This window comes from Legionella jordanis (assembly GCF_900637635.1).
Classification (GTDB): domain Bacteria; phylum Pseudomonadota; class Gammaproteobacteria; order Legionellales; family Legionellaceae; genus Tatlockia; species Tatlockia jordanis.
Map to the genome: position 1 here is coordinate 131,386 of NZ_LR134383.1, position 23,100 is coordinate 154,485.

The window sequence follows — 23,100 nt, forward strand, 5'->3', positions numbered from 1 at the left end:
CTTATGGGAACAAGAATTTTAGCCTCAGAGGCAGGTAAAATTTACAGGAATAAGAACAAGACTTTAGAAAAATTGTTAGGGAGAAAAACCCTGCACTCTTCTCCCTATGGAGCACTCTAATGGGCTTCATCCCAATTTTGTCCCACTCCGATAGATACTTGTAAGGGGACACGCAAGTGAGCTGCATGTTCCATCAATTCGCGTATGCCTTGCATGGCTGAGCTGACAAAATCCTTATGGATTTCAAACACCAATTCATCATGAACTTGCATTATCATTCTTGCAAAGGGCTGCGCTTGCGAAGATTGCCATTTCGCAATGGCAATCATTGCCTTTTTTATTATGTCCGCAGCAGTTCCCTGCATGGGAGCATTAATGGCCATTCTTTCAGCTGCTCTTTGGCGAACAAGATTGCGGGTATTAATTTCGGGTAAATGGAGCCTTCGGCCAAATAAAGTCTCCACATAACCTTGTTCATGAGCCTGTTTTCTGGTGCGCTCCATGTATTGAAGAACCCCAGGATAGCGCTTGAAATAGGTCTCCATGTAAATTTGTGCATCTTGGCGTTCAATGCCAAGTTGCCTGGATAAGCCAAATGCAGACATGCCATAAATCAGACCAAAATTTATGGCTTTCGAACGTCGCCGCTGTTCATTAGTCACTTGATCAAGTGGTACCTGGAAAATTTCACTGGCCGTGGCTGCATGAATGTCCCAACCCATGCTAAAGGCTTTCAATAAATTTTCATCCTGGGACAGATGGGCCATAATCCTTAACTCAATCTGCGAGTAGTCCGCAGCCATTAAAACGTGATTGGCTGGAGCGATGAAAGCTTTGCGGATTAAACGGCCTTCTTCATTGCGGATGGGGATGTTCTGCAGGTTGGGCTCGCTTGAGGATAAGCGCCCCGTGGCGGCCACCGCCTGATTGTAGCAAGTATGTACGCGATGTGTGACTGGATTGATGCATTTGGGTAAGGCATCGATATAAGTGCTAACCAGTTTGCTTAAGCTTCGATATTCGAGAATCACTGCAGGTAGACGATAGTCAAAGGCAAGTTCCTGCAAAACGGACTCTGCCGTAGAAGGCTGACCTGTCGGTGTTTTATCAATGATTGGGAGTTTTAGCTCATCAAAAAGAATTTCTTGCAATTGCTTGGGTGAATTTAAGTTAAATGGGCGCCCGGCAAGCTGGACTGCCTCCTGTTCAAGCTCAAGCATGCGCAGTTTCAGGCGATCGCCATGTTGCGCCAGGCTGTTTTCATCAATGAGCACACCTTTGAATTCCATGTCGGCAAGGACTGGCAATAGCGGGATTTCAATTTCTTCCAAAACCTTTTTTAAAGGCGCATCAAGCATGGGGTATAATTTATGATGCAATTTTAAGGTTATTTCAGCCGCGGCGGCTGCATAAGGAGCAGCTTGGCTTACCGGAATTTTATCAAAAGCCAGCTGCTTTGCCCCTTTCCCGGCAATGTCTTCATAACTGATGGTTTTAAGGCCTAAATATTTTAAAGAGAGTGAGTCGCGATCGTGTTTGCTTGCACTGCTATTTAATACATAGGACTCAAGCATGCTGTCAAATGTGATTCCTCTTAAAAAGAGGCCTTGTTTTTTTAGTACATTGGCATCGTACTTCAAGTTTTCGCCAATTTTGGCGATGCCTGGATTCTCCAATATTGGTTTTAGGCTTTGTAAAACCTTCTCTCTTGGCAACTGCGCGCTGGCATCTTGATGACTGAGGGGAATATAAACAGGGAGATTGTCGTCCCTGGCTATTGCTAGGCCGACCAGATCAGCATCTAAGGAATTGTTGTTATTCGTTTCTACATTTAGGCAAAAAGAAGAGCAATGACCCAGCTGAGCAACAAAATCGGATAAAGCTTCTTCAGTATTAATCAGTGAAAAATTAATTTTAAATAAAGGTGCCAAATCGCCATTGCTGGCCGCTTCAATTTCTTCTTCCCCTAATAACTCTTTAAGCCAGGTTTTAAACTCCATCTCCCGTGTGAGGGCAATGAGATGCTCACGATTGCTTGGTTTAATGGTTAAATCGGCAAGCGTGAGTGGCAACTCCACGTCGGTTTTAATCGTTATCAATTTTTTTGATAGAGGCAAGTGGGCTAAGCTTGCGCGCAAATACTCACCAATTTTGCCACTAATTTTATCGGCATTGGCACTAAGGTTATCGAGGGTTTGGTATTCCTCCAGCCATTTGGCCGCCGTTTTAGGCCCGCATTTATTGACTCCGGGAATATTATCGATGCTGTCGCCAATAAGCGTTAAATAGTCAATAATTTGCTCTGGGGCCACGCCAAATTTTGTTTTGACTCCTTCTCTATTGAGGGTTTGATTCGTCATCGTATTGACGAGAGTGACATGCTCATTGACCAGTTGCGCCATGTCTTTATCACTTGTGGAAACCAGTACTGACTGCCCTTGTGCGGTTGCCCAATGAGCCAAAGTGCCAATAACATCATCGGCTTCAACGCCTTCAATGATCAAAATAGGCAAACCCATTGCTTCTAAGAGCGTTAGCAGAGGTTGAAATTGGCAACTTAAGTCATGAGGCATGGGGGCACGATGGGCTTTGTATTCTGGGTACCAGTCATCGCGAAATGTTTTTCCCTTGGCGTCAAAAATAACCGCTATTTGCGTTGGGTTGTAATCTTTGATTAAACGCTTGACCATATTGGCCACCCCGTACACTGCACCGGTAGGTTGGCCTTTTGAGGTCGTTAGAGGGGGAAGAGCATGAAAGGCCCGAAAAAAATAGGAAGAGCCATCAATAAGAATCAAAGGTGCCGTCATTTATCCGTCTCTTGCTGTGCTAAAAGTTGACTGAGCTTATCAACTTTTTCGCTTAAATTTTTTAAATTTTTCCGCATTAGAGGAATTCTTGTCACGGAAAGCTCCTGTTCGATTGCTTTGTCTTTAGGTCGAGCAGGGTTACCCAAGTAGACATTTCCTCGTTTTAGATGTTTTTTGGGGGGGACACCCGCACGAGCGGCTAGAATAACGCCATCATCGATGCGAACGTGATCACTTACGCCTACATTGGCTGCGAAAATAACATGATCACCACTGGTGGTGCTGCCTGCAATACCCGTAAAAGCACATAGAATGTTGTGCTTTCCTAATTTTACGGAGTGGGCGACTTGTACCAGGTTATCAATTTTAGTACCCGCGCCTATTACTGTTGAGCCTAGGGTCGCCCTATCAATTACCGTGTTGGCTCCCACTTCTACATCATCTTCAATAATCACATTCCCGACATGGGGTACTTTTAAATGTTGATTATCTACAAAAGTATAGCCGAAACCATCTGAACCCACGACTGTGGATGCATGAATGGTCACTCGAGAGCCGATTTGACAATTTTCATAAATGGTTACTTGCGGATGAATCGTTGTATCCGAACCGATGCTTGCATTGGCAGCAATATGAACGTGGCTTTTAATAATGCAGTTGTCAGCAATTTTAACACCTGACTCAATCACGACGTAAGGACCAATGCTCACGTTTTTGCCGATCGCGGCGTTTTGATCAATAACGGCAGTAGGATGAATTTGAGCCTGGGGTTTTTGGCTAGGGTAAAAATGGTTAAGCAGCTGAATAAATGCTTTGAATGGGTGGGATACTTGGACAACAGGCTTGGAAGAGCTGTTGAATGAATGGCTGAGTAAAATTGCTGCAGCCGCAGAATTTTCAGCAATCAGCAAATTTTCATCACCATCCGCAAAAACCAAAGAGCCAGCCGTTATGTTGTCAATTGGTGCTAACGAAGAAATAGTAACTTTGTCATCACCAATTACTGAACCATTCACTAAATTGGCAATCTCACACAACGAAGCATTCATTAAGATAAACCCTATAAATTTTGCAAAATAACGGGATTATACTCCGATGCTGCTTCAGTTGCGAATCTTAAATCAATAAAGAACTTCCGAACCTGTTTATAAAATTCACATCGCCACTATTAGGCTCGTCTCAAGATCAAAGCCGCGTTTGCGCCACCAAAGGCAAAATGATTGGACAAAGCAATATTAATCGGTTGCTTTCGAGCCTCATTGGCCACGTAATCCAAATCACAAGCAGGATCCGGCTCATGCAAATTAATGGTTGGCAAAAGAAGATCATGTTGCAAACTCAATGCAGTGGCAATAATTTCCATTGCACCGGCTGCACCGATAGCGTGGCCTGTCATGGATTTTTGGGCTGTTATTGGAATTTTGTAGGCTAGTTTGCCAAAAACCGCCTTAATGGTTTCGGTTTCAGTGATGTCATTGAGCTGGGTACCTGTTCCGTGAGCATTGATGTATTGGATATCACCAATGGCTAACCTGGCATCATCGAGTGCGGCTTGGATGGCTTTGATTTGTCCTTCTGATTTCGGGGCGGTTACATGGTAGGCATCACAACTTGCCCCAAAGCCAATGATCTCAGCGTAAATTTTAGCTCCCCTTGCTTTAGCATGTTGCAACTCCTCGAGGATTAAAATTCCGGCTCCGTCAGCCATAACCAAACCATCACGGTTGATGTCAAAGGGTCGGCAAGCTTGCTTCGGATTTTCATTTTGGGTCGACATGACTCTTAATTTGCACCAGGCTGCCATGATTGTTTCCCAAAGAAGGGATTCAGTACCGCCGCATAAAGCCACTTTCAACTGACCGTGGGCAATCTGCTGATAAGCGGAACCTATGGCTTCAGCGGAGGAAACGCAAGCGTTGGAAATGGTTGAGTTCGGTCCACCAAGTCCAAAAGCAATGGCCACATGATTAGCCACAGAGTTTGGCATGCCGCGAATCACACTCAGAGGAGGAACTTTTTTCCAACCCTGGCTGAAAAATGCTTGATAAGCCGCTTCAAGTTCTGGGGTGCCGCCTAAGCTGGTGCCAATATAGGTTCCTGCCTGGCTTAATTCTGCCTTGCTTAAACCGGAGCGCTCAATGGCATGAGACGCGCAGAAAAGCGCATATTGAGCTACTCTTGGATAGCGTTTGCTGTTGGCGAACTCCGGCAAGTGGTCCAGCGAAAACTGTTTGATTTCGCCAGCGATTTGCGTTGGATAAGGGCTGGGATCATACAATTGAATACGTTCAATGCCGCATTGGCCAGCTACAGCTGCTTCCCAGAAGGCCTCCAAGCCATTGCCAATGGAAGAAACTATTTCCATTCCAGTAATCACAACGCGTTTTTTCATTCCTTCCCCTTTGGCCTTTCCATTGCAGGCTAAAAAAAACAAATACTAAAGGTGCATAAGAAAATCTGTCAAGTTCAATTCTCTGAGCTTAAGCTTCATCTTCTTTTTTTTCACAGATTAAAAGCTGATTTTGCTGTAAGAGGTAATGATATATATTTTGCACGAGTTCTCGAGCATGATCATTTTCTTGGTTGGTGGCGCTGTTAAATAACGCACTGATAATGATTTCATTGCAAGGAACATACATATAGATGGCTCGATAGCCTAGTGTCTCCCCCTCATAAAACCAGTAATGGCCAATTTTGGCGTCAAAACCTTGAGCAATTCCCAAGCCAAAGCCATAAGGTTCTTTGCTGTGAGTAATCTTTAGAGGCAGTCCGGAGGACAGCGAAACCAAAGTTTGCATTTGCTCTTTTTGATGGGCATTGAGCAGTTTATTACCAAGGAATAATTCATAAACCCAATGAATGACATCTTCGCTATTGGCAACAACAGCACCAGCCGCTCCCGCCCAACTGAGATTGTTATCCGTCACGTCTTGGCCTAGTAACTCTGGATTATCATAAATGTTATAAGAATAGCCATGAACCAACCGTTTACTGACTTCAGCTGGATACTCTGGAACAGGATAAAAGGTATTTTTCAAATCCAGAGGTTTAATAATTTTGTCGGTGATGAGAGCCTGGAAAGGGGTTTGATGAATTTTTTCGAGGATTAACTGAATTAAAATATAACCGGTGTTGCTGTAGAAATAGCCTGGCTTGCGAGGAGGGTTCACATTTTTTGGATAAACCAAGGCCAAAAGATCAGTTGCATTCCAGAATTGCCGCAGGTTTTGACTCATTAAATAATTAATTTTGGGAGCATCGCTGTAATTGGGGATACCGCTGCTCATGTTTAATAAACGGTTTAGGTTTATATCCCCCCAATGGGGGTAATCGTTAAGATAATTGCTGACTGGGGCAGTTAGTTTGAGTTTATTTTCCCCCTCAGCTAACAAGGCCAATGAGGCGGTAAACGATTTGGTAATACTGCCAATGTCAAATAAATCCTCAGGGGTGATTGGTTCACTATCCGCTTGCCTTGAGCGTCTACCCGCAACATAGGTATTTAACTGATCCTTAACTTTGACAGAAACCTGGATGGCTGAAAAAAATTCATCCTTTCCATATTTTTCAAGATGAGCTTGCAGCATTCGAGTGATGGCTGCATTCGGAGTTAGGGGGGCCTTTGTTGGTGGAGTGGAAGCAGAAAGGCAGGTTGAAATCGAAGCTAAAAAAAGAAAATATAAACATTTCATTGTTGCTGTCTTCCTGGACTCTGGCCCATTGGCCAGTCAGCGTCATAAGCCAATAAACTAACACGATTAATCAAGGAGGTGCAAGAAAGCTTTGGAAGGAGAGAAACTCTCCCTCCAAAATCAGAGTGGGTGTGAATTAGGCCGGCACGGAAACCAATCGAGTATTAGCTTCGTCTTCTACTGGAATATTGACCCATTTTCTCAAATCCACTTCCCGTTCAGTGGCTGTTTTACTAAAGAAAGCCGGTTGTTTCTGTATGAATACGCGAGCCGCCATAAAAATGGCACCCAAGCCGCCAAAAAGGGTTGCAATGACTAGCAACACATCGGCTAATAGTCTTCTTGTGTCATGACGATGGCTAAACTCTTTATGTGCAGCCTCTAGAATGGCATCGGCTTGTTGTTTGGCGGGTTTATCGGATAGGCGAATGCCTACGGCTTGTTCATAGAATTTGTTCAGGGACGCACTATACTTCTCGCCAAATTCATTCTCCTTATTCAATTCCAATTTTTGTTGATGGAATACTCTAAGGGCAAGAATATCTTCTACGACTTCAGCGCTTAATTGTGACAATGGGCTGGCTTTTAAAGCATTCCAAAGAATGAGATCGCCAAATACTGCAGTTTTAAAACGCTGTTGTAGCGACTGTTCAAGATGTTTTGTGCATTCTTCAAGCTTTGTAATGTCTATATTCAGTTGCTCACTTGGGCTGTTTTGGGGCAGAATTTGTGCAAGCAGCTGATAAATGTGATGTTGTTTTTCCAGTTGCTGGAAGAGATCAATCAGACCTCGTGGTGCTTCTTCAACTTGTCCAAAAGTATTTCTTACCTGTTCAAAACTGCTGATTTTGCTCGACAAGGAAGCGGGATTCATCCAGTCCCCCATGGTTTTATAAGCCAGATGAATAAGCCCTTGTTTATTAAATTTAATCCGGGTGTTGCTCTGTACCTCATGGGGCAAGGCCTCAAAGAATTGACATAAGCTGTGGTATTTCTGAGAGAAGTTTTCAAAGGATGCAGCATTGAATTCTGCAAAATGAATGTCAAGTTCAGCCTGCAAATGCAAGAGCCTTAATTCTTCCTTGGCTTTAATGAGTTGCAAATTGTTTTCAGCCTGGAAAGCCTCTGGCAAAACTGCGAACATTTCCTCAAGCTCATGCAAAGCAAGTTCTTTTTGTTCGAGATTTTCTTCTACGGAAAAAGCAGTATGGGCAATTTGGAATGCTTGAATTTGCTGCCTAAACAGCATCAAATCAGCAATTTTTTTCTCACATTGATCTTGTCGGTTTAAAAATTCTGCACGGTGTTCAACAAGAGCGGTTTTTAATTTCTGCCAAAGCTGCTCGTCCCGAACGATACGGTAAATCAACAGACTGGGTTGGCTTGCATTTAACTCTTCAAGGCAAATGGTAGCCAGTTGTGCCCCGTTCATTAAAGCCAATTCCTTATCGCTAATGGGATAGAAAAACAAGCTGTCGTATTCTGGAAATGAGGCCTCTTCAGAATGTTCAAACAATTTCAGCAATTTCCCATGAGATTCTTTTAATGTCTGCAAAGCTTGTTTTAAATTGTTAATGGATATTGCAATATTTTCCTGGGAGGTTAGATCGGAACTGTTATCCTCTTGTAATTTTTTTACCGCCCTGACAGAGGTGAAGATGTCTAAGCCTGCTAGAGAAATGGTCTGCAGAATATTCCAGACTGATTCTTCGTGTTCGCTACTAAATAACCGGCTGGGTTCCTCATAAGGCTTAATCCGGATGGCTCCCTGATTTTGTGGATTTAGGGTCAGCAAACGGCAGAGTATGGTGCTTTCACGATACTGTGGTACGAAAGCATGTCCATATTGCAGCCCATTATTGCCATCATGGTGTGGGGATAACATATTGTGGTTTGCAGGAATCCCATCGTCCTCAGACCTGTTTTTTTGCCAGAAGTTAGAAGCTTCTGCATGAGCTGCAATGGCTTCAATATAGCTATTGAACCGTTCAATCAACGCATGCAGTTGGATTTCTGAGAAATCGATCTCAGCTGCTTTGGCCAACGCCAGGTCTGTAGTCCATGCTTCGGCAATGGCGGGTAGGGATAGGGTTCCATCCAGTTTTAACACTGTTTTAGCGTTCGTCTTTTGACTGGCATTTGCAGGGCCGCTATTGGGATTAAAAAGAATGCTTTGAAATAAATCTTCCTCTGCCACTGGGGTTGAACTTTGTGCCACTTGATAATTGCGCAGGTTCTCTGCTTGTTCAAAACGAACCTGCATCACCCGGGCAAAATCCTTGGCAACTGCCTCGACGTTGCCGTCAAACTGGATGGAGGCAAAAGAAGGGATATGCATATAAGCTGCCAAACTCTTTTTTTGCTCTTCAGAGACGAAATCAGCAGGAATCTGGGCAAGTGCTTGGCTGATGATGCCAGTCAATACGGATTCCATGCTGGATTCTGGGTTGGATGCTTGAGCTTTCTTAGTCATAGCATCAACAAACAGCTTGGCTTTTTGCCCTATCGAGGCAAAAACGCCAGGTAAGTTTTTGTAATTGCTAATGTAGTTTTTAGTCACTCTTTTCCATATAGCCAAACCCTGATATTCATAGGGGGACAGAATATCCCTATTGTTTTCAGGGGCACCATAATGCCGCCAGCCATCCCCCCAATCAATTCGGCCAAATTGTTTCGGACGATAGCCAAGAGGGTCGCCTTCTTTGACAATCATATTGGAACTGTGAACGCTGTATGCCCCGATGACTAATGAAAACAATAAGGAAATGGATAAACCAAAATAATCTCCAACGCTCTTAAGCCGCATGTAGCTTGCAGGACCATTTAAAATCTCATAGAGGGCATCCCTATCCGAGCCACTGGAGTTCCCGGTGCCAATAATTTTATATAAAGGAGTGAAATCAACCTTGGGCTGTATTAAACCATAAGAACCATCTTCGAATTTAATCCAGTCGGCCGTTACCAGAGAATCAGCCGAACCAGGAGGAAGTTTCCCCTCCTTAATTAATTCCTGAATAAGGACTTTAAATCGGTTCAATACCAAGCCCGCAAATAATTCGGTGAATAATTCATTTTTATCTTTTGGTTTCTTTATGAAATACTCATTGCTGTCGGAATCACGATAAAAACCGTCTACAGAGCTTTGGTTTTTTCCAGCTGTTTTTGCGCGAATTTTTGTTAATTCTGTACCCTTGTAAACTATAGTCATGATTTAAAATCAACCAATAATCAAAAAACTGCCATTTTATGATGCAATAATTAAGGGAACCTTAAGTGAATGTTGCTGTTTTGATCATTTTTGTGAAGAGACGGTTTAAGTCCTGCGTTTATTTCTCATTGCCAAAGTAAGTTTGATACAGGTTCAAATAAGAACCATCTTTCTCCAGGTCTTGAAGAGCTTGATTAATTTGCTGGAGTAAAGCCGCATTTTTTGGCAGAGCCATTATGCCAATGCCCTGACCTAATAATACGGGGCCTGCCAGCAATTTAAATTGGCCACCGCCATTTTCTTGCCAATACAATGCGGTTGATTCATGAGTGAAAGCAGCGGAAATTTGATTGGCACTTAATGCGGTAATAAGGTCTTCCATATCATCAAATTGGGAAACGCTAAATTGGCCGGGAAAGTTGTCATTTAGATAGCTGATAAAAACACCATTGTCTTGTTCGCCTTTAATTACACCGACTTTTTGGCCTTTAAGATCGTTAACGGTTTGGACATTGCTGTTTTGCGTAACAAGAAACTGACCCTTGCTCAACATATAAGGCAAACTAAAATCATATTTCTGCTGTCTAATCTGGCTAATCACAATACCGCCAATAGCTAAATCTATACTGCCATTGTCCAGCGCGGGGAAAAGTTTATTGAAATCCATGGGTTGTAATTCACAACTTAAGTTTAGGCGTTGACAAATGCTACGCACTAACTCGATATCAAAACCCTCGTTTAGAGAGGTGACAAATGGGGGAAAGAAAAAAACGGTGCCAACCCTGACCGTTGCGTAGGTGAAGGTGGTTGAAAACAAGAAGGGTAATGAAAACAGAAGTGCTTTAAGTAATTTCATGATTCATCCCTGTCATCGATTGCTAGGAAGCGTTTATCCTAATTGTAGACAAGAATTGGTCTTCGAGATTAATTTTCCCAGTGTAAGCTTAATTTTTCTAAAGGAATTATCCAGTAATCACACACATTACTCGTCTTAAAATCGCATCGACGGTAGAGATTTAATGCATTCTGGTTTGATGTTTCCACATCCAAATTCAGATGGTGTTTACCTTGCATCAGCGCATGATTAATGCAGTAAGCCAGCATCTCACCCCCAAAGCCTTGACCCTGGTATTGCGGCAGTATAGCGATGTCGGATAATGCGGTGCTGTGTTCTTGCCAATGAATGTGTGCCTTCCCGATCGGTTCTTCGTCTCGCATCGCCAGGATTAGCGTGTAATTGCTGTCATTAAGCAACAGTTGAAAACGGGAAACCATATCGACTGGTTGACTGGCAAAACAAGCTTCGTCTAGGGCACATAATATTGGAATGTCCTTAACTTCAGCTTTTCGGATTTGCAGTTTAGATGCGGTAATCAAGATGGGCTCATAACTGATTCTTTCCATGTGATATTCACTGTTTTTATAACTGCAGCCTAACTGTTTTAGCCAGCGGTTGTCGGCTAATCTAGGGGCAGAAAAAATCAAATGCTCCATGTCTTTTGCCCTCAGTAAGGGCAGAATGGTATTGAACAGTTTCCTGGCTATTCCCTGGCGTCTGGATGAGGGCGAGACTAAAAGACTGAGCTCACAAGCATTTGTATAAAAAAAGTATGCACTTACGAAGGCAATCAATTGCTCATTTTGATAGTAAAGTACATTGCTTTTGGCCAAACGTTTTTGCCTTAAGAGATGAAAATAAATGCTGGGGAGACCGCCATCGACTTTTTGACTGTCCAAAGTCAAGGTTTCTAATTGTTTGAGCTCCTGTTCATCCAGTTGGGGTTTGCAAATGATCATAGGGCATATTTTCTTAAATAATTGTAATTATACATAGTTGCAGTGAACTTTGCGTTTTGCTGCAAGTAGCCCAGTTTAGCGAATCGCAAAAAAGGCAACAAATAAGAACGTTAAAATCCAAAGTAAGGGATTAACGTTCTGGCGCGTCAGGAGCTTCAATAGGGTATAGAAAATGATACCGCCGCCGATCCCATCTGCGATTGAGGCCGTAAAAGGAATCATCATGATGGTAAGCATACAAGGTGCTACCTCTGTGAAATCAGTCAATTTTAAATCCCCTAGATGCTTCATCATACTGCAAGCAACATACAGAAGTGCCGGGCCGACGGCATAGCTGGGAATCATTTGGGCCAAAGGGAAAAAAAATAACATCAGGATAAAGCCGATGGCAATTACAATGGCAGTTAGTCCGGTGCGTCCTCCCGCTTTAATTCCTGCTGCTGATTCAATATAGGGGGAAGTACTTGCCGAGCCCAATGCACCAGCCAAGGCCGATGCGGCAGCATCTGCGGTTAAACTTTTGCTAAGCTTTAATGGATAATCGCTACTGTCTTTGAACACAGACTGGTTTAATAAACCAATTAACGTTCCCGTGGCATCAAAAATAGCAATCAGAAAGAAGGTAAAAATGGCTTTCATGGCCGCAATGCTTCCGAGACCTGCAAATTGAAATTGTAAAAAAGTGGCAGCCATGGAGGGGGGGAGAGAAACCAAGCCCTGCCAATGGGTTAAACCAAGCAGCAAGCTCAGCACGCTGATGCTTAAAATACCTAAAATGATGGCCGCAGGAATCCGGTAATAATCCAAAATGAGAATCAGCAAAAAACCAAGGAAAAACAATCCGCTTTCAAGCGTGGCAAGATTACCCAAGCTCATCAGGGTATGGGGATTTGCGATGATAATCTGATTGGTCCGCAAAGCGATTAAAGCGATGAGCAGGCTGATGCCAATCAGTATTGCGACTTGCAAGTTGTAGGGAATGGATTCCAGTAGCAAGCGACGCAAAGGGGTCAAACTGACGAATAAAAACATGAGTCCCGAAATAAACACCATGGCCAAAGCATGAGGCCAATCTATGCCCATTCCCTGCACCACACCATAAGCAAAGTAAATATTTAAGGCCATGCCAGGAGCAATACCAATGGGGGTATTGGCAAGAATTCCAGTTAAGGCACAAGCAAAAGCGGTCACTAGGCAGGTTGCTGTAAATACAGCGCCCGAATCCATACCTGCGTCATGGAGAATGGCGGGATTGACAAAGGCGATGTAGGCCATGGTCAGAAAGCTGGTGATTCCCGCCACTATTTCTGTTTTAAGAGAGGATTCTTTCAGTAAGCGAGCTTTAAGATTCATACACTGAGCTCTGGCGTAAAAGCTGATACTACAAAAGTTCATCGATTCTGGCAATCAGTGTGTTCTGAATTTTACAGAAGGCAATTCCTCGGTATTGATTAAAAAACAAGCAGGCTATGGTCTATAACTAATCATATCCTGTTTATTTTTTAACCTATGCCTAAATTAAAAGTTAAAAGCCTTGAGATCGAAGTCCCTGATGCCATGCGCGCGGCTTGCTATTTGGAAACATTGGAAAAAATGTATGAAAGCATGACAAAAGAATTTGCCATGGATCCCCATCTTACATTTAAGTTTTTTAAGAAAAATACGGTTCCAAAGCAAGATGGGTTCAAGCCAAGTGTTTTAAAGTCATTATTGGAAAATTTTGCCAGGCAGCTGGATAAAGAAGTCATGTATTATCTTGATAAGGACATGATGCAATATCTTGAGCAAGATCGAAAACTATCTTCAAAAGCAAGATACTACCGCGATAGTCTCTCAAGGGAGCAAGCTTCCAAAGATTATTCGGAATACTTCAATGTAAGGCATAAAAATAATGCTGAGTTGTTCGCTAAAAACATGAAGAAGAATTATCCCAATATGTCCATTCATTTTGCGGCACTTGGTAAAAATAGCACTGACAACTCGCTGCTCTTATTAGCGCGATTAAAAAAGGATTGGGATTTACTCAAGCATTCGCTGTTAGAAGATTGGCAAACTCCTGAGCTGAGAAGAATTATTTCTTCCGGCAGCGATTTTCACAAACATGGGCAACAAGTATTAATCCTTGAGTTTACCGACGGAAAAAATGGCTTAAGAAAAGTGATTTACAAACCTTCGCCAGTAACAGCTGATGCCATGCTCTTTGGTGATTTGCAGCGTCTTTCAAAAATTGATCCCGCATTTACAGGGGAGGCAAGTTTTATAGAACTCGTAAACTTAAATGTTTTGCCCTCCGTCAAACAGCCCATTGCAAAACCATTACCAACTTACTTAATTATTCCACGGATTGATGATGATAAGGATTCGTTAGCAAATCATTACGGCTACATTGAATATTTGTCACATTCACCAAGCGATCCCACTGAGTACGAAGACTTACTTTTGACAAGAATAAAAAAGGCACGGCCATCTGAGATGGAAAACGATGCATTCAGAGATGACATTACAGCTTTGTTGGAGACAACGAAAGAAAAATTTTTGGCCTTGGCATGCAAACATGCCGCTTGCGATTTTTTGGTAAAAGGGGACTCTGATCGAAAGCAGTATTCCTATGATTGTGGAATGTTACTTGCGGTCATGACGCTTACAGGACTTTCTGACAGCCATCTTGAAAACATAATCATTCATGAGTTAAGACCCATGTTAATTGATGGAGAAGCTTGCTTTTGTCAGCGGGTTAGCCCAACGCCTCAGGATTTTTCTGCTTTCGATGCTGTCAGCGGCTCAATGAATGCTTTATCAACAGCAAATGAAGATTTTTATTTTTTATTTGATATCACCGGAATACAAAAGATTTCCATTAGTAAAGGCGCAAAAAACGTTCTTTATGAAATCGACGAGAATGGGGAGGTAGTGGCCTGTCAACCGGATAAAGAGTTGTTAAAAGAAGGTTATCGTGATGGGCTGGAGTTAATGGCTAAACATGGCCAAGCCTTTTTGGCTTGGTTTGAACAGCCCCATGTTATGCACATGATGATTCGCGTGATTCCCCAGAAGACATCGGCATTCGCCAGTGAAATTGAAAAAATGAAAAGGGAAAAATACAGCTATGACCGGTATGAAAAATATTGCCTGGCGAATTTAAGGAAAAATGGCATTGATCAATATTACGATGCGGTAGTGAAATATAATTCCACCCGCCAAATTACCGCCCAGGATGAGCAGAAAATGGTTTCCAAAGAGCCTGATGCGGTACAAGAAATGCACTCCAGCGGAATGGCAATTGCTGAGGACAGTGCTTATGATTATGTGAGCCGCGAATTACCTCCCTATCCGGTACCGAATGGGATTATTTTTGCAAACGATGATCGGAGCTCTAATATTTTCAGTGAGTATCAAAATAATAGTGTGCCCGTATATTACACCCGCGCATCCAGCAAAGAATTGCTTGATTTCAATGGCAATCCTCTGTCTATGCCAACTGGTTTTCAAAAAGTACGCGATTGCATCGGGCAGAAGGATATTCCCACCCAGGAGGAATTGCTTTCTTCCGAGGAACGCTACAAGCTGAGCAATCCCAATAGTGGTATAGATGAAGAGAGCGAGCTCTTAATGACCAGGTTGCCTTCCTTATCAATGCAGGAAAAACAGGATAGCACGTTTGTTCAGCATTCAGCCTTGGAGATCACTAAACAAAGAGCGGAAAAAATTCTAACATTTCCTGGCCTAAGGAAGAATTTAGTTGCTGTTGCTGAGGAGCAAGTCAGTTGTTTACGTGATCCTGATGCGTCGAAGAAAGGACAAAAGCAAATATTTTTATGAGCCTTACTCCTTCTAAGAGACGCAAAGGGGCTTTAGGAATTCCAGCCACAACCAGAATTCCCAAAGCAGTGGAGATTAAATAAAAGCTCTGTGATGGTGATGAAACATTACCGCCCTTGGTCGAGGAGGGAGGAGAACTCCAAATTTTTGAAAGATTTGTAATTGTGTTTTTGCCAGCAATTCAGTAATTTGGCTGTTATTGGCATTGATCTTGGTAACAAGGGGTGAGAGCTCGTCCCATTGCATTCCCGCAGTTGCCAGCTTGCCCATCAGTTGCAAACGCAGTGCTTGTCTTTCTTTAATTAGGGGATTCAGTTGCTGATGCATGGTTTCAATCATCTTATCCACTTCGCCCCTTTGCTCAGCCGTCAGTAAATGGCCGGCATGCGATTTGTGAATCTTGCCAGTTGGCAGGGTTTGATTGTGTTGCGGACCGTCGTCTGCCAAGGCCAATGGTGACAAACCTAAGCTAAGGAGGAAAGCAGGCATGCATAACAAACGTCTTAAATTCATTGTGTTCTCCAAATTGTTTTCTCAAGGAGAAGCTTAGGGTTTTAATGTAATGGCAATATAACAATCCGTTCTCTAATTGTAACAGTGCTGTTACAAAGCTGTTTTTAGAATTGGAACTGCGTCTATAATTGCGCTAATTACCCAAGCCCTTTAATTATGAACAGCAAAAAACATCACATCTTAATCATTGATGATGATAAGGAAATCAGTGAGCTTATTAGCACTTACCTGAGTCAGCATGGCTTTCGCTGTACTTACGCGTTAAATGGTCTAAACATCAAATCATTATTAAGGGAACATAATTTTGATTTGGTTATTCTGGACATCATGTTACCGGGAACAGACGGACTTAGCCTGTGCCAGATGATTCGGGAGAACCATAACTTGCCCATCATCATGTTAAGCGCTGCCAATAGCACTGCTGATCGCGTGGCTGGTTTGGAACTGGGGGCAGATGATTATATTTCAAAACCATTTAGTTCACGGGAATTGCTGGCGAGAGTCAAGGCGCAACTCAGAAGAACTTGTGGCGAACTCAGCAGTGATAGCCCACGGCTTGCACCCCTGAAACAAATTAAATTTGCAGGCTGGATTTTGGACAGAGACACTCATTCTTTGATAGACAAAGACGATATAGCCATTCCCCTTAGTCAAAAAGAATATGAATTGCTGTTGATTTTTCTGGAGCACCCTCAAAGGATCTTGAGTCGCGACCAACTCATGGATCTATTGTACGACAAACATTGCGATCCTCAGGATAGAACCATTGATGTGTTAATTGGCCGTTTACGCAAAAAACTCGAGATCGATTCCCGTAATCCGCATTTGTTATTAACCATTCGCGGCGGGGGGTATCAACTTAAAGGCAAGGTAACAACGATATGAAGCAGCTAACTCCCAGTGCCAGGAAAATGTTTTTAAGCCTTGTTCTTGGTAATTTATTGTTGCTTTTAGCCTTTCTGCAGTTAGGGCAATACTATGTGCAAACAAAACCCCCCATGATTCCGCCACACAGCATACGTTCCCTGCTTCACTTAATCGGACGTTTACAAACAACAGCGCAAATGTATTGGCCTATGATTATCAAAACCCAAGCGGTGCCTTGGTCAAAAATCACCTGGTCTGAAAAACCGCTGTATCCACAAAATGCATTATTGCAGGCCAACCCGGCCAATCTTTTTAATTTGGTGAAAGAAAACCGCCGGCTGGAGGCTTCTGTTTTTATTCGCAAGAACGTGTGGTTAAACATCGAGATTTTGTCTCCAAATGTGCAAAATACAGAACTAATTATTCTGATTGCATTAATTTTGTGTGCCGCTTTGTTTGCATTGAATTACTGGGTTGTGTATAGCTTAAATGCACCAGTCCAAGCACTATTAACCAGTCTCAATGAGGACCAGAGCCAGGAGGGTTGGTCGCCCATTCCCATTAGCGGCAACGCCGATCAGAAAGCGATTTTGGAAAAAATCAATCGCCTCCAAGGCAAGTTAAGTAAACTGCTGTCCACAAGAACTCAAGTCGTTACTGCCATTTCCCATGATTTACGTACTCCTCTAACGCGATTGAAATTGCGAACGGAGTACTTGGAGCAAGACGCTAATCATCAGAAAATTCTAAAGGATATTCATGAAATGGAATCAATGATTCGTGAAACCTTAGACTACTTTCAGGATGTTCATCGCGAAGAAAAAATGCAACGCTTTGATTTGGTAGCATTGCTCAATTCCTTAAAAGAGGATGCTTTGGATTTGCATCACCCGGTCGAATTTAAAAGCACTGTGGATAAACTCATCATAACTGGCGCGGTCAATCTGTTAAAAAGAGCCTTTAATAACATCATCAATAACGCCGTATATTATGGCCAAAGCGCATTCATAGAATTAAAAAAACATCAGGATGAGGTTGAAATTTCAATTGTCGACACAGGCCCCGGACTCTCTGAGGCTGATTTGGAGAACGCCTTTAACCCTTTTTACCGAGGTGAAAATTCTCGCTCGCGAAGCACAGGAGGGACGGGACTTGGCCTTACCATTGCCAGGGAAATAATACAAATGCATCAAGGGAGCATCTTATTAAGCAATGCTTCGGGTAGCGGCCTCAGCGTTAAAATTAGTTTGCCTGTTGGCTCATGATCTATGCATGGGGTGACAGCTGATGTAACCATCACGGATTAGTAACAGCCCGTTCTCGCTTATGCAGCAGATTGTGCTGCTGCATCCAAAATGGCGAAATTCTAGGGTTGTTCATAGCCTGCAAGGCTTAAAAATGAATGTTGAGTACGGCAAAAATAATTTCTATGGTAATAAGTACGATGATGATAATTTCCAGGCTATGGGAGTGTCTGGTCTCAAGATAGCCATTAAACATGTCAAAAATTTCATTGAGCGTATCGAGGCGGTGATTGATGGCATTTACCCGTCGTTGAATGTGTAAATAGCGCTCCATCATGGTGTAATATTCTTCCAGTGTTGGGTGCTGCCAAAAGTACTTGGGGTGATAAAGGAAATTACTGATTAGGTTCATTTCGCTTTTGGCCCCTAGAATTTCACCAATGACCTGTCGTATTTGATTACGGGTGACTGGCATTTCACCTTTGCTCGAGAGACTTAATATCATTGGATTGTATTTTTCAATTAATGCTTCAATGATGGTTTCAAAATATTGCAGTTTGGCGGATTGCGAAAATCCATAGGATAAACTTAACTTGATTTCATCGCTGTCACCATCAATGGTCAAACAGTCTACGTCAAAATAGTCATGAGGCTTCATCGCGGTGCGATCGCCAATCTGATAACTGAATTCATCCCGAACCAAAAAATTTACCAGTTTATCGCCAAAAGGGCGAATGATGTCGAGATAATTATTAATTTGATAGCGCTTAATGCCCCAGGATACCACCGTGCCATTTTTAAAAACAAAAATTTGCACATTGGGGAGCTCATCGGGGGTAAGTTTTAGCACATCCCTGGATTTTACGGAGCTAAAACCCTTTAAGCTTTTTTTTAAATGCGCATCTAAGCGTGATAAATCAATTGAGTTGGCAATGCAATAACTTAAGCATTCCATGATGTGTAACCTTTATTGAATTTTCACTCGTGGTATAAGCCATACCACGAGTACTTTAACAAAGATTATAACCCAAGCTGCCTAAGACTACACGCTTTCCGTCGTTTCTCTTCCAGGATAAGCTTTTTTTCGATCCGTTGCGCCACTTAACCATTGAGGACAAACTTCCAATACTTCAGCAATTTTATCCAATTGTTCCGGAGAAGGAAGCAAATGACCAAATATCATCGCATTGGCCAAATGGCGGGTTACACCAAATACTTTGGCAACAGCTTTGGTTTTCTCAGAAAGCTCTTCTGGAAATCCTAACAAGGAGAGCTCACGATTAAATCGTTGTGAAAATACTTTACTATTCACTGCTTTCACTCCATGAAAAAAATAACTTATCAGCTCTGCGCTGACCCCTAACCCGTCTATCCTTTACAGGTAAATCTGTTATAACTTATTTTTTTATTGTCGCAAAGTATTTTTTGCTATTTTAAACAACCAGTTATTGGGAATAATGATCCTCAGGTCCTTTTAATTTTATGAAGCCTGGAACAGCCTAAATCTGCAGGTTTTTTTTTGGAATGACTGTCTCAGCAATGGGCAGAGGGATTTAAATTAGGCGATGACCTAAGCCAGCTAATATTCATGTTAATTTCTCCAACACGGCGGTTGGAGAAATGCTCTTTACGTCCTTATACTTCTGGCTGGTTAAAATAATTGAGGTTCAGCTCTCTTGCAGCCTTAACATCATCCAAACGGCGTACGGGCAAGTTATGGGGTGCTTCTTTAAGCAAATCAGCACAATGCTCCATTTCATAATGGATTTGCTTCATGGCTTTCGTAAATGCATCCAACTCTTCCTTGCATTCAGTTTCAGTAGGCTCAATCAATAAACATTCTGGTACCAGCAAAGGAAAATAGGTGGTAGGGGCATGAAAGCCATAGTCCAACAAACGCTTGGCCAAATCCATCGCTGTAACCCCAAAGGTCTTTTTTTCCTGATTAAGACTAATGACAAATTCATGCGTAGCCCTTCTTCCAGGGTAAGCCGGTTTAAAGCCCGCCTTACTCAACTCCGCAAGCAAATAATTGGCATTCAGTGTGGCGTATTCAGAAACGCGAAGTAATCCTTCCTTGCCAAGTACGCGAATGTAGAAATAAGCCCTCAGTAAAATTCCTGCATTGCCCATGAAGCAAGACAAGCGCCCAATGCTTTGTGGACAATCCTCATGATTTGCCCAGCGATATTCATTATGTTCCTTAACGACAAAGGGCAGGGGGAGAAAAGGCAGTAAGCGCTTGCTTACGGCCACCGGACCTGCCCCGGGGCCGCCTCCGCCATGTGGCGTGGCAAAGGTCTTATGAAGGTTAAGATGCATAACATCAAAGCCCATGTCCCCTGGCCTCACCTTGCCTAGAATGGCATTTAAGTTGGCACCATCGTAATAGAGCAAACCGCCTGCCTGATGGACGATTTCGGCAATGTCTTTAATTTGCCTCATGAACAAGCCCAAAGTAGAGGGATTAGTCAGCATAATTCCCGCTGTTTTAGGGCCTACTTTGGTACGCAATTCTTCAAGATCAAGATCACCTTCTTTGCCGGTATTGAGCTCAATCACCTTAAAACCACACATCACAGCCGAAGCAGGGTTTGTACCGTGAGCTGCATCAGGGATTAGAATTTCGTCCCTTGCGCTATCCCCCGGGATTGGTGGTAGGCTTTTATCATTGCCACGCCGGCAAATTCCCCTTGAGAGCCTGCCATAGGAGTCAAGGAAACGCCTGCCATGCCGGTTATCTCAGTAATATAAGCTTGCAGTTCGTGGAGAATTTGTAAAAAGCCCTGGCTCGCTTTCTCAGGCGCGAGTGGGTGTCGGTTTAAAAATTCAGGCAGTGACGCTGCTTTGTGTACCCCACGCGGATTGTATTTCATGGTGCAAGAGCCCAGGGGATAGAAATGGCTGTCTATTGAAAAATTCAATTGGGACAATCCAGTAAAATGACGGACGACTTGCAGTTCGGAACAGGCCGGTAAACGAGGGGCTTTTGTCCGTAAAAATGCGCTGGGAATGGACAATTCTCCCTGAACAGGTTTGGGAATTTGGGCAGTTGCTGTTCTATTAAGCTTTGAGCGTTCAAAAATTAACATAATTTGCCCTCCGATTTCTGAATAAGATCCTTCAGTTCATCCAAATGTTTAACCGGGGTAAATTCAATAAATTGATAGTCGGCAATCTCAGCCAGATAGTAAGGATCTTGGCGAAAAACGGATTCTACATAAGCCTTGTCATTGCTAAGCGCGATAATGATGCCGCCAGTGCGTGGTTTCATTGGTCCAGAGGCTAATAAAATGCCTTGCTTGTAATAGTAATCAAGAAACTCCCGATGCGCTTGCAAATACTTATCAACGTCACTTAAAGGAGTTTTATAAGTCAGTTGGATAATGATCATTCATGTTCTCCCACATGCAGAATTTGTTTAAGTGAATCGACGTAATGTTGCATTTCATCGGGCGTTCGCATCTCCGTTGCGCAAATTAAAATGCAGTTTTTAAGTTGGGGAAAATGCGATTCCAGAGCGTAACCGCCTATTATTCCATACTGACGCAATTTCAATAGAACCTCGTCTGCAGGCTGGGATAATTTCAACACCATCTCGTGGAAAGAAGGTGCCGTAAATACTGCTTCCACGCCCTTGATGGCAAGGAGCATGGTTTTAAGTTTTTGGGTATTAAGATGGCACTGTCGGGCTACCTCAAACAATCCTTCTGCACCTAATAAGCTCATGTAGATGGTCGCTGCAGTCACCAGTAAGCCTTGATTGGTGCAAATGTTGGAAGTTGCTTTGCCCCGTCTTATATGTTGCTCTCGTGCCTGCAGAGTAAGACTAAAGCCAGGTTTGCCCTCTTTGTCCACCGTTTGGCCTATTAGACGGCCCGGCATTTGACGCACATATTGCAATCGGGTACTTAGAAAGCCGAAGTAAGGTCCACCAGAAGCAATCGGAGCACCAAGAGGTTGTCCTTCGCCACAGGCTATATCGACTCCATGCTCCCCCCATTCTCCAGGGGGGTTAAGCAGGGCGAGAGAAGTTGGATTAACACAGGCAATGCTTATCGCGCCATGGGCATAAGCCCAATTGCTTAATTCGTCAACCAGTTCCAGGCAACCAAAAAAATTAGGCTGCGGAATCACAAGGGCTGTAATATCATCATTGTTGAACTTCGCAAGCTCAGTCATAGAGCTAATGCCTGCCTCAAGGTCAAAAGGCAAAGTGGTGACCTCAATGTGCTGTGTGCGTACAATGGTTTCTAAAGTTTCACGATAAAGCGGATGAAGTGTTCCTGTAACCAGCACGCGGTTGCTTTTGCTCTTTTTATTCAGTCGCACGGCCATTAATACCGCTTCAGCCAGGGCTGATGCGCCGTCATACATGGATGCGTTAGCAACATCAAGGCCAGTCAACTCAGCAATCATGGTTTGAAATTCATAAAGCAGTTGAAGCGTTCCCTGGCTTGCCTCTGCTTGATAAGGGGTATATGCGGTTAAAAACTCACCACGAGATGCAATATCCCACACGGCAGCAGGAATATGATGCTCATAACTCCCAGCGCCTAAAAAACAGATTCCCGATTGATTTTTGTGAGCCAGCTTTTGCGCTTCTTTGAGCATGGCCATTTCAGACAGTCCCTCCGGAATATTCTTTAGCTCGCCATAAAGCAAGGACTGAGGGATTTCATCAAACAATTGTTCTATTTTTTCTACACCAATGCTTTCAAGCATGGCTTCGGTATCTGCTTTGCTGTGTGGAATATAAGGCATTATTAATGTTCCTCATCAATTTCGTTTTGATATTCCTCTTCACTTAGGAGGTCATTTAATTCTTCTTCATCTCTTGCCTGAATTTTGACTAGCCAGCCCTCACCATAAGGATCTTTATTCAAGAGAGCAGGGTTTTCACTAACTTCCTGATTGACCGCGACAATGACACCGCTTATTGGCGCATAAACATCGGAGGCTGCCTTTACAGATTCAACTACTGCGATTTCTTCGCCTGCGTTGATTTCATCACCTTCTTCCGGCAAATCAACAAAAACCATATCGCCGAGCAGTTCCTGTGCATGTTCGGTAATGCCAACGGTGAATTCGTTGCCGTCTGCTCTCAACCATTCGTGGGTTTTAGTAAATTTTAAATCTGCCATGTTAAC

General features: G+C 43.0%; 17 protein-coding genes and 1 pseudogene. 3 read left to right on the forward strand and 15 right to left on the reverse strand.

The window, feature by feature from the left end; translation table 11 throughout:
- Nucleotides 1-116: 116 nt before the first annotated feature.
- The 8 genes from polA to EL203_RS00630 all read right to left on the reverse strand — a co-directional run bounded on the left by polA (nt 117) and on the right by EL203_RS00630 (nt 12,860).
- A complete protein-coding gene (gene polA, locus EL203_RS00595; protein WP_058471482.1) occupies nt 117-2,810 on the reverse strand; it encodes a DNA polymerase I in 2,694 nt (897 codons plus the stop codon).
- Entirely contained in the window at nt 2,807-3,859 is a 1,053-nt protein-coding gene (lpxD, locus tag EL203_RS00600; protein WP_058471481.1) for a UDP-3-O-(3-hydroxymyristoyl)glucosamine N-acyltransferase, read from the reverse strand. Before lpxD ends, polA begins: the two co-directional genes overlap by 4 nt.
- Nucleotides 3,860-3,978: 119 nt before the next feature.
- A complete protein-coding gene (locus EL203_RS00605; protein ID WP_058471480.1) occupies nt 3,979-5,202 on the reverse strand; it encodes a beta-ketoacyl-[acyl-carrier-protein] synthase family protein in 1,224 nt (407 codons plus the stop codon).
- A gap of 88 nt (nt 5,203-5,290) precedes the next feature.
- On the reverse strand, nt 5,291-6,502 hold the full coding sequence (locus EL203_RS00610; RefSeq protein WP_082647181.1) for a serine hydrolase domain-containing protein: 1,212 nt from the start codon (nt 6,500-6,502) through the stop codon (nt 5,291-5,293).
- A gap of 136 nt (nt 6,503-6,638) precedes the next feature.
- Nucleotides 6,639-9,710: a LepB GTPase-activating domain-containing protein gene (locus EL203_RS00615; RefSeq protein ID WP_058471479.1), complete on the reverse strand. Its 3,072-nt coding sequence runs from the start codon at nt 9,708-9,710 to the stop codon at nt 6,639-6,641.
- A 118-nt stretch (nt 9,711-9,828) separates the two neighbouring features.
- Nucleotides 9,829-10,566 (reverse strand): transporter substrate-binding domain-containing protein, encoded by a 738-nt coding sequence (locus tag EL203_RS00620; protein ID WP_058471478.1) that lies wholly within the window; start codon nt 10,564-10,566, stop codon nt 9,829-9,831.
- Nucleotides 10,567-10,634: 68 nt separating this feature from the next.
- Entirely contained in the window at nt 10,635-11,507 is an 873-nt protein-coding gene (locus tag EL203_RS00625) for a GNAT family N-acetyltransferase (RefSeq protein WP_058471477.1), read from the reverse strand.
- 75 nt (nt 11,508-11,582) lie between these two features.
- Nucleotides 11,583-12,860 (reverse strand): NCS2 family permease, encoded by a 1,278-nt coding sequence (locus EL203_RS00630; RefSeq protein ID WP_058471476.1) that lies wholly within the window; start codon nt 12,858-12,860, stop codon nt 11,583-11,585.
- Nucleotides 12,861-13,016: 156 nt separating this feature from the next.
- Between EL203_RS00630 and EL203_RS00635 the strand changes: the two genes are divergently transcribed.
- Nucleotides 13,017-15,326 (forward strand): DUF4135 domain-containing protein, encoded by a 2,310-nt coding sequence (locus tag EL203_RS00635; protein ID WP_058471475.1) that lies wholly within the window; start codon nt 13,017-13,019, stop codon nt 15,324-15,326.
- Between the two features lie 75 nt (nt 15,327-15,401).
- Here EL203_RS00635 and EL203_RS00640 read toward each other — a convergent pair whose 3' ends face one another.
- A complete protein-coding gene (locus EL203_RS00640) occupies nt 15,402-15,839 on the reverse strand; it encodes a hypothetical protein (RefSeq protein ID WP_058471474.1) in 438 nt (145 codons plus the stop codon).
- 156 nt (nt 15,840-15,995) lie between these two features.
- On the opposite strand from EL203_RS00640, the gene EL203_RS00645 reads away from it, so the two are divergent.
- Both EL203_RS00645 and EL203_RS00650 read left to right on the forward strand, forming a co-directional pair.
- Nucleotides 15,996-16,724, forward strand: coding sequence for a response regulator transcription factor (locus EL203_RS00645; protein WP_058471473.1), 729 nt, complete (start codon nt 15,996-15,998; stop codon nt 16,722-16,724).
- Complete coding sequence (locus tag EL203_RS00650) at nt 16,721-17,971, forward strand: sensor histidine kinase (RefSeq protein WP_058471472.1); 1,251 nt, start codon at nt 16,721-16,723, stop codon at nt 17,969-17,971. Before EL203_RS00645 ends, EL203_RS00650 begins: the two co-directional genes overlap by 4 nt.
- Nucleotides 17,972-18,098: 127 nt before the next feature.
- Here the strand turns inward: EL203_RS00650 and EL203_RS00655 are convergent, their stop codons facing one another.
- The 6 genes and pseudogenes from EL203_RS00655 to gcvH all read right to left on the reverse strand — a co-directional run bounded on the left by EL203_RS00655 (nt 18,099) and on the right by gcvH (nt 23,094).
- Complete coding sequence (locus tag EL203_RS00655) at nt 18,099-18,905, reverse strand: RMD1 family protein (protein ID WP_058471471.1); 807 nt, start codon at nt 18,903-18,905, stop codon at nt 18,099-18,101.
- Nucleotides 18,906-18,992: 87 nt separating this feature from the next.
- Nucleotides 18,993-19,262 carry a hypothetical protein gene (locus EL203_RS00660; RefSeq protein ID WP_058471470.1) on the reverse strand — a complete coding sequence of 90 codons (270 nt, stop codon included), beginning with the start codon at nt 19,260-19,262 and terminating at the stop codon, nt 18,993-18,995.
- A 323-nt stretch (nt 19,263-19,585) separates the two neighbouring features.
- Nucleotides 19,586-21,042, reverse strand: a pseudogene (gene gcvPB, locus EL203_RS00665) (aminomethyl-transferring glycine dehydrogenase subunit GcvPB).
- Complete coding sequence (locus tag EL203_RS00670) at nt 21,036-21,344, reverse strand: YciI family protein (protein WP_058471468.1); 309 nt, start codon at nt 21,342-21,344, stop codon at nt 21,036-21,038. Before EL203_RS00670 ends, gcvPB begins: the two are co-directional and overlap by 7 nt.
- Nucleotides 21,341-22,714 carry an aminomethyl-transferring glycine dehydrogenase subunit GcvPA gene (gcvPA, locus tag EL203_RS00675; RefSeq protein ID WP_058471467.1) on the reverse strand — a complete coding sequence of 458 codons (1,374 nt, stop codon included), beginning with the start codon at nt 22,712-22,714 and terminating at the stop codon, nt 21,341-21,343. The genes EL203_RS00670 and gcvPA overlap by 4 nt, the downstream gene beginning before the upstream one ends.
- Nucleotides 22,715-22,716: 2 nt before the next feature.
- Complete coding sequence (gene gcvH / locus EL203_RS00680) at nt 22,717-23,094, reverse strand: glycine cleavage system protein GcvH (RefSeq protein ID WP_058471466.1); 378 nt, start codon at nt 23,092-23,094, stop codon at nt 22,717-22,719.
- Nucleotides 23,095-23,100: the final 6 nt, after the last annotated feature.